Here is a 5,511-nt window from a genome sequence, read left to right as displayed (position 1 = left end):
AGTAAGAGTTTCTAAATCAAATTTTTATCAAGTGATAATACTTGACTAATTTACTCTGGTAATTAAAATTTGCACTCTTTTGTGCAGGGGGCGTTATGAAGTTAACATCAAAAGGCAGATATGCCGTTACAGCTATGCTGGATGTTGCACTACACACAGGTGTAGGTCCTGTAGCCCTTGCTGATATTTCACAAAGACAAGAAATTTCTTTGTCTTACCTTGAACAATTATTTGCTCGTTTACGTAAAAATGGCCTAGTAAGTTCTGTTCGTGGACCTGGTGGTGGTTATTTACTAGGGCGTGAAGCGAGCGTTATCTCTGTTGGCGATATTATTAGCGCCGTAGACGAATCGGTCGATGCAACACGTTGCCAAGGTGCCGATACCGGCTGTCAGAGTGGTATGCGTTGTTTAACACATAATTTGTGGTCAGACCTAAGCGCACGCATAGAAGAATTTTTGAATAATATTACCCTTGCTGAATTGGTGGAAAAATCAGATGTGAAAGAAATAGCATCGCGCCAAGATAACAGTATTAATAATGCAATTAAGCAGTTGGAAAACATTCAAGTAAGCTGTCAACTTTAAGGTTGACCTGCAGCGGAGAGAGAAATGAAGTTACCGATTTATTTAGATTACGCAGCGACCACGCCTGTTGACGAACGTGTTGCTAAAGAAATGATGCAATGCCTGACAATGGACGGTAAGTTTGGTAATCCTGCGTCACGCTCACACCGTTTTGGTTGGCAAGCAGAAGAAGCTGTTGACCAAGCACGTACAGATATTGCTGATTTAATTAATGCAGACCCACGTGAAATTGTTTTCACATCGGGTGCAACAGAATCAAATAACCTTGCTATCAAAGGTGCAGCACAGTTTTACAAGAAAAAAGGTAAGCACGTTATTACCGCTAAAACTGAGCACAAAGCTGTAATCGACACATGTCGTGAACTTGAGCGCCAAGGTTTTGAAGTAACTTACATGGACGTTGAAGAAAACGGCCTACTTGATTTACAAAAACTTGCCGACACAATGCGTGACGACACAGTACTTGTAAGCATTATGCACGTTAATAACGAGCTAGGTGTAATTCAAGATATCGCGACTATTGGCGAAATGTGTCGCGAACGTAAAATTATGTTCCACGTAGATGCAGCGCAAAGCGCGGGTAAAGTACTAATCGACGTGCAACAGCTTAAAGTTGATTTTATGTCGTTCTCTGCACATAAAGTGTATGGCCCTAAAGGTGTTGGTGCACTTTACGTTCGTCGTAAACCACGTGCTCGCCTTGAAGCGCAAATGCACGGTGGCGGACATGAACGCGGTATGCGCTCTGGTACGCTAGCTACTCACCAATTAGTGGGTATGGGTACAGCGTTTAAAATTGCTAAGCAAGATTTCGAAAAAGATCACGCACACATCAGCGCCTTACGTAATCGTTTAATCGACGGCATTATGGCTGATATGGACGAAGTATACTTTAACGGCACGCAAGACCAATCAGTACCTGGCATTGTAAACATCAGCTTTAACTTTGTTGAAGGTGAGTCGTTACTTATGGCAGTAAAAGACATTGCAGTATCGTCAGGTTCAGCCTGTACATCTGCAAGCTTAGAGCCTTCTTATGTATTACGTGCACTTGGCCGTAACGACGAATTAGCACATAGCTCAATTCGTTTTAGTATTGGTCGCTTTACTACCGAAGAAGAGATTGATTACACCGTCGAATTAATGAAAAACTCTATCGGTCGCCTACGTGAGATGTCTCCACTTTGGGAGATGCATCAAGAAGGTATTGATTTAGATTCAGTTGAATGGGCTCACCACTAATAGTGTGAGCACATACCCTAGCAGGTAATGAGGATAGAATAATGGCTTATAGTGATAAAGTAATCGACCACGTAGAAAACCCACGTAACGTAGGTACTCTAGATAAGAATGATCCGTCAGTGGCAACGGGTATGGTAGGCGCACCAGCATGTGGTGACGTAATGAAATTGCAAATTAAAGTATCTGCCGAAGGCGTTATTGAAGATGCAAAATTCAAAACCTACGGTTGTGGTAGCGCAATTGCTTCATCTTCACTTGTAACAGAGTGGGTTAAAGGCAAAACGCTAGACGAAGCAGCGACAATTAAAAACACTGATATCAGTGCAGAGCTTGAATTACCACCAGTGAAAATTCACTGTTCAATTTTAGCCGAAGACGCAATTCAAGCAGCAATTGCAGACTACAAAAGCAAACAAGCGAAGTAAGAAGAGAAACTCATGGCAGTGACATTGACAGATGCGGCAGCAAACCGCGTACAATCATTTTTAGCAAACCGCGGTAAAGGTTTAGGCCTGCGCGTTGGCATTAAAACGACGGGCTGTTCAGGTCTTGCTTATGTACTTGAGTTTGTTGACGATTTAAACGAAGACGATGAAACTTTTGCGGCTAAAGGTGTAACATTAATTGTTGACGCTAAAAGCTTAGTTTACATCGATGGCACAGAGCTCGACTACACTAAAGAAGGCTTAAATGAAGGGTTTAAATTTAGAAACCCTAATCAAGCTGATGAGTGTGGTTGTGGCGAAAGCTTTACCGTTTAAGCTTAAAATATCTTTGTAGTATAAATAAGCCCTGCCAGTTAATGTAGGGCTTTGTTATTTCTGAATATTATTGGTTGAAGTTATGCGTTACTTTGAATTATTTGCAGTTCCCGTTGATTACAATATTGATTTAGCAACGGTTAACAAGCACTACTTGGAATTACAGCGTACTGTACATCCAGATCGCCACGCGAATGCGAGCAGCCGCGATAAGTTAATGGCAGTGCAAAGCGCCGCCGAAATTAACGATGCGCTACAAACATTAAAGCACCCAGTAAAACGTGCTGAATATATGCTGAGCGAGCTAGGCGTTGATATTCGTGCAGAGCAGCAAACCTTGCAAGATCCAATGTTTTTAATGCAGCAAATGGAACTTCGCGAAGAGCTTGAAGAGCTAACATCGTCGCGCGATCCTGATACCGCCATTGCAAATTTTGAAAAACAAATTAAGCAACTAAACACGCAGTACAGTGCACAACTTGCCGAACAACTAGCAAGTAACGATGAGCAGCAATATCAACTTGCCGCAGATAATATTCGTAAACTGAAGTTTGTTTATAAGTTACGTGACGAACTAGAGCGTATTGAAGACAGTTTATTTGACGATTAATTACTTGCTGCAAAGCGAGCAACACGAGTTTAAAGAGCATTATGGCATTATTGCAAATTGCTGAGCCGGGGCAGAGCGCGGCACCACACGAACATAAACTAGCTATTGGTATTGATCTTGGTACAACTAACTCATTAGTTGCAACAGTACAAAGTGGCGAAGCCCGCACGTTAACTGATGATCTTGGCGCGGCTATGTTACCGTCGGTTGTTCGTTATCAAGCAGGCGGTATTACTGTTGGCGCAGAAGCTGCAAAAGCAGCAACGCAAGACCCTGCCAACACGCTTATTTCGGTTAAGCGTTTTTTAGGTAAAACTCAGGCTGAAATAGAGCAAAGTTATGGCCAGCTACCGTATGAATTTTGTGAGCACAATGGTGCACTAGCAATAGAAACTGCGGCAGGTAAAATCAGTCCAATTAAAGCATCAAGCCATATTTTAGCTGCATTAAAAGCACGAGCTGAGCAAAGTTTTGGTAATCAAGAGATTTTAGGTGCTGTAATCACAGTACCAGCGTACTTTGATGACGCACAGCGCCAAAGTACTAAAGATGCCGCAGAACTGGCTGGTATTAACGTACTACGTTTATTAAATGAGCCAACAGCAGCAGCCGTTGCTTATGGTTTAGATTCTGGCCAAGAAGGTATTATTGCTGTTTACGATTTAGGCGGTGGTACATTTGATATATCAGTACTTAGATTACACCAAGGTGTGTTTGAAGTAATGGCAACTGGCGGCGACTCAAGTCTCGGTGGTGATGACTTTGACTCACTACTTGTTGATTACTTTAAGCAGCAAACTGGTGTGTCAGCGTTGTCACCTTCAGTTTTACGTTTATTCATCAATAAAGCAAAAGCGTGTAAAGAAGCATTAAGCCAATACGCTAAAGTAAACGTGGGTCTTGAGTTTGACGATCAAAAATACACAGTAGAAGTAACACGCGAAACGTTTGATGAAATGGCTATGCCTCTCGTTAAAAAAACACTGCGTTCGTGTCGTCGTGCTGTAAAAGATGCTGGCATAGAAAACGACGAAGTACTGCAAGTTATTATGGTAGGCGGTTCAACCCGTATGCCACTGGTACGTAGCCAAGTACAAAGCTTTTTTGATAAAGAGCCGCTAACTTCAATCGACCCTGATCGTGTTGTAGCCCTAGGTGCTGCGCTTCAAGCCGACGTGTTAATTGGCAATAAGCCCGATTCTGACATGCTATTGCTTGATGTATTACCGTTATCGCTAGGCCTTGAAACTATGGGTGGTTTGGTTGAAAAAATCATTCCGCGTAATACAACAATTCCGGTAGCACGCGCGCAAGAATTTACGACGTTTAAAGACGGCCAAACAGCTATGTCATTACATGTGCTGCAAGGTGAGCGTGAGCTTGTTGATGATTGTCGATCGCTTGCTAAGTTTAGCTTAAAAGGTATTCCACCAATGGCGGCAGGTGCTGCGCATATTCGTGTAACCTTTAAAGTTGATGCTGATGGCCTATTAAGTGTTTCAGCTATGGAAAAATCAACAGGCGTACAAGCTGAAATTCAAGTTAAGCCTTCGTTTGGTTTATCTGACGACCAAGTAGCTAACATGCTAAAAGAGTCAATGAGCAACGCGAAAGGCGACATGCAAGCACGTATGCTTAAAGAGCAACAAGTAGAAGCGTTACGCGTAATAGAAGCGCTTAATGCATCACTTGCAGCCGATGCTGCATTACTTGACGATATGCAACTTGCTAACTTACGCGCTGAAATTGCAGAACTGGTAAAAGTGCGCGAAAATGCACAAGAGCCTGGCGAAATTAAAGCAGCTATCGAAAAAGTCGATAATGCGAGTAGCGACTTTGCATCGCGTAGAATGGATGCATCAATTAAAAAGGCCCTTACAGGGCAGTCAGTAGACAACATTTAAGAGAGATTAGAATGCCACAAATTGTTTTTCTTCCACATCCTGAATTATGTCCTGACGGCGCTGCAATTGAAGCCCCTGCAGGCCAAACAGTACTCGACGCTGCACTTAAAAATGGCATTAGTATTGCACATGCCTGCGAAAAGTCGTGTGCATGTACTACGTGTCATTTAGTGATTCGTGAAGGATTTGATTCACTACAAGAGAGTGATGAGCTAGAAGATGACATGCTAGATAAAGCATGGGGTTTAGAGCCTGAGTCACGCCTTGGTTGCCAAGCAATTATAAGAGATGAAGACTTAGTGGTTGAAATACCTAAGTACAATCTCAATATCGTTAATGAAGAGCACTAGTTTTTAACGATGTATATATTAAAAGCCGCTGTTTGATACAGCGGCTTTTTTGTTTCA

General features: G+C 42.4%; 7 protein-coding genes. All 7 read left to right on the top strand.

What is annotated here, in order from left to right; all coding sequences use genetic code 11:
• The first annotated feature begins 95 nt into the window (after positions 1-95).
• The 7 genes from iscR to fdx all read left to right on the top strand — a co-directional run bounded on the left by iscR (position 96) and on the right by fdx (position 5,454).
• Positions 96-587, top strand: a complete 492-nt coding sequence (iscR, locus tag GQR46_RS15415) for a Fe-S cluster assembly transcriptional regulator IscR (RefSeq protein WP_007586371.1) — start codon at positions 96-98, stop codon at positions 585-587.
• Positions 588-611: 24 nt separating this feature from the next.
• The gene (locus GQR46_RS15410) at positions 612-1,829 is read left to right on the top strand and encodes an IscS subfamily cysteine desulfurase (RefSeq protein ID WP_002958425.1); all 1,218 of its coding nucleotides are present in this window, start codon (positions 612-614) and stop codon (positions 1,827-1,829) included.
• A 41-nt stretch (positions 1,830-1,870) separates the two neighbouring features.
• On the top strand, positions 1,871-2,254 hold the full coding sequence (gene iscU, locus GQR46_RS15405; protein WP_007377675.1) for a Fe-S cluster assembly scaffold IscU: 384 nt from the start codon (positions 1,871-1,873) through the stop codon (positions 2,252-2,254).
• 12 nt (positions 2,255-2,266) lie between these two features.
• Positions 2,267-2,590 carry an iron-sulfur cluster assembly protein IscA gene (gene iscA, locus GQR46_RS15400; RefSeq protein ID WP_007377674.1) on the top strand — a complete coding sequence of 108 codons (324 nt, stop codon included), beginning with the start codon at positions 2,267-2,269 and terminating at the stop codon, positions 2,588-2,590.
• A gap of 82 nt (positions 2,591-2,672) precedes the next feature.
• Positions 2,673-3,200 (top strand): co-chaperone HscB, encoded by a 528-nt coding sequence (gene hscB / locus GQR46_RS15395; RefSeq protein ID WP_007586374.1) that lies wholly within the window; start codon positions 2,673-2,675, stop codon positions 3,198-3,200.
• A 41-nt stretch (positions 3,201-3,241) separates the two neighbouring features.
• Complete coding sequence (gene hscA / locus GQR46_RS15390) at positions 3,242-5,104, top strand: Fe-S protein assembly chaperone HscA (protein ID WP_165741392.1); 1,863 nt, start codon at positions 3,242-3,244, stop codon at positions 5,102-5,104.
• 11 nt (positions 5,105-5,115) lie between these two features.
• Positions 5,116-5,454: an ISC system 2Fe-2S type ferredoxin gene (gene fdx, locus GQR46_RS15385; protein ID WP_165735300.1), complete on the top strand. Its 339-nt coding sequence runs from the start codon at positions 5,116-5,118 to the stop codon at positions 5,452-5,454.
• Positions 5,455-5,511: the final 57 nt, after the last annotated feature.

This window comes from Pseudoalteromonas sp. Z1A6 (assembly GCF_011378745.1).
GTDB lineage: Bacteria > Pseudomonadota > Gammaproteobacteria > Enterobacterales > Alteromonadaceae > Pseudoalteromonas > Pseudoalteromonas arctica.
The sequence above is the reverse complement of the archived record's forward strand: the minus strand, read 5'-3'. Positions and strand labels throughout refer to the sequence as shown.

Bases quoted from the DNA above. Each gene is read 5' to 3' on its own strand.
- iscA (WP_007377674.1), top strand. From the start codon at position 2,267: ATGGCAGTGACATTGACAGATGCGGCAGCAAACCGCGTACAATCATTT.
- hscA (WP_165741392.1), top strand. From the start codon at position 3,242: ATGGCATTATTGCAAATTGCTGAGCCGGGGCAGAGCGCGGCACCACAC.
- hscB (WP_007586374.1), top strand. From the start codon at position 2,673: ATGCGTTACTTTGAATTATTTGCAGTTCCCGTTGATTACAATATTGAT.
- iscR (WP_007586371.1), top strand. From the start codon at position 96: ATGAAGTTAACATCAAAAGGCAGATATGCCGTTACAGCTATGCTGGAT.
- GQR46_RS15410 (WP_002958425.1), top strand. From the start codon at position 612: ATGAAGTTACCGATTTATTTAGATTACGCAGCGACCACGCCTGTTGAC.
- iscU (WP_007377675.1), top strand. From the start codon at position 1,871: ATGGCTTATAGTGATAAAGTAATCGACCACGTAGAAAACCCACGTAAC.
- fdx (WP_165735300.1), top strand. From the start codon at position 5,116: ATGCCACAAATTGTTTTTCTTCCACATCCTGAATTATGTCCTGACGGC.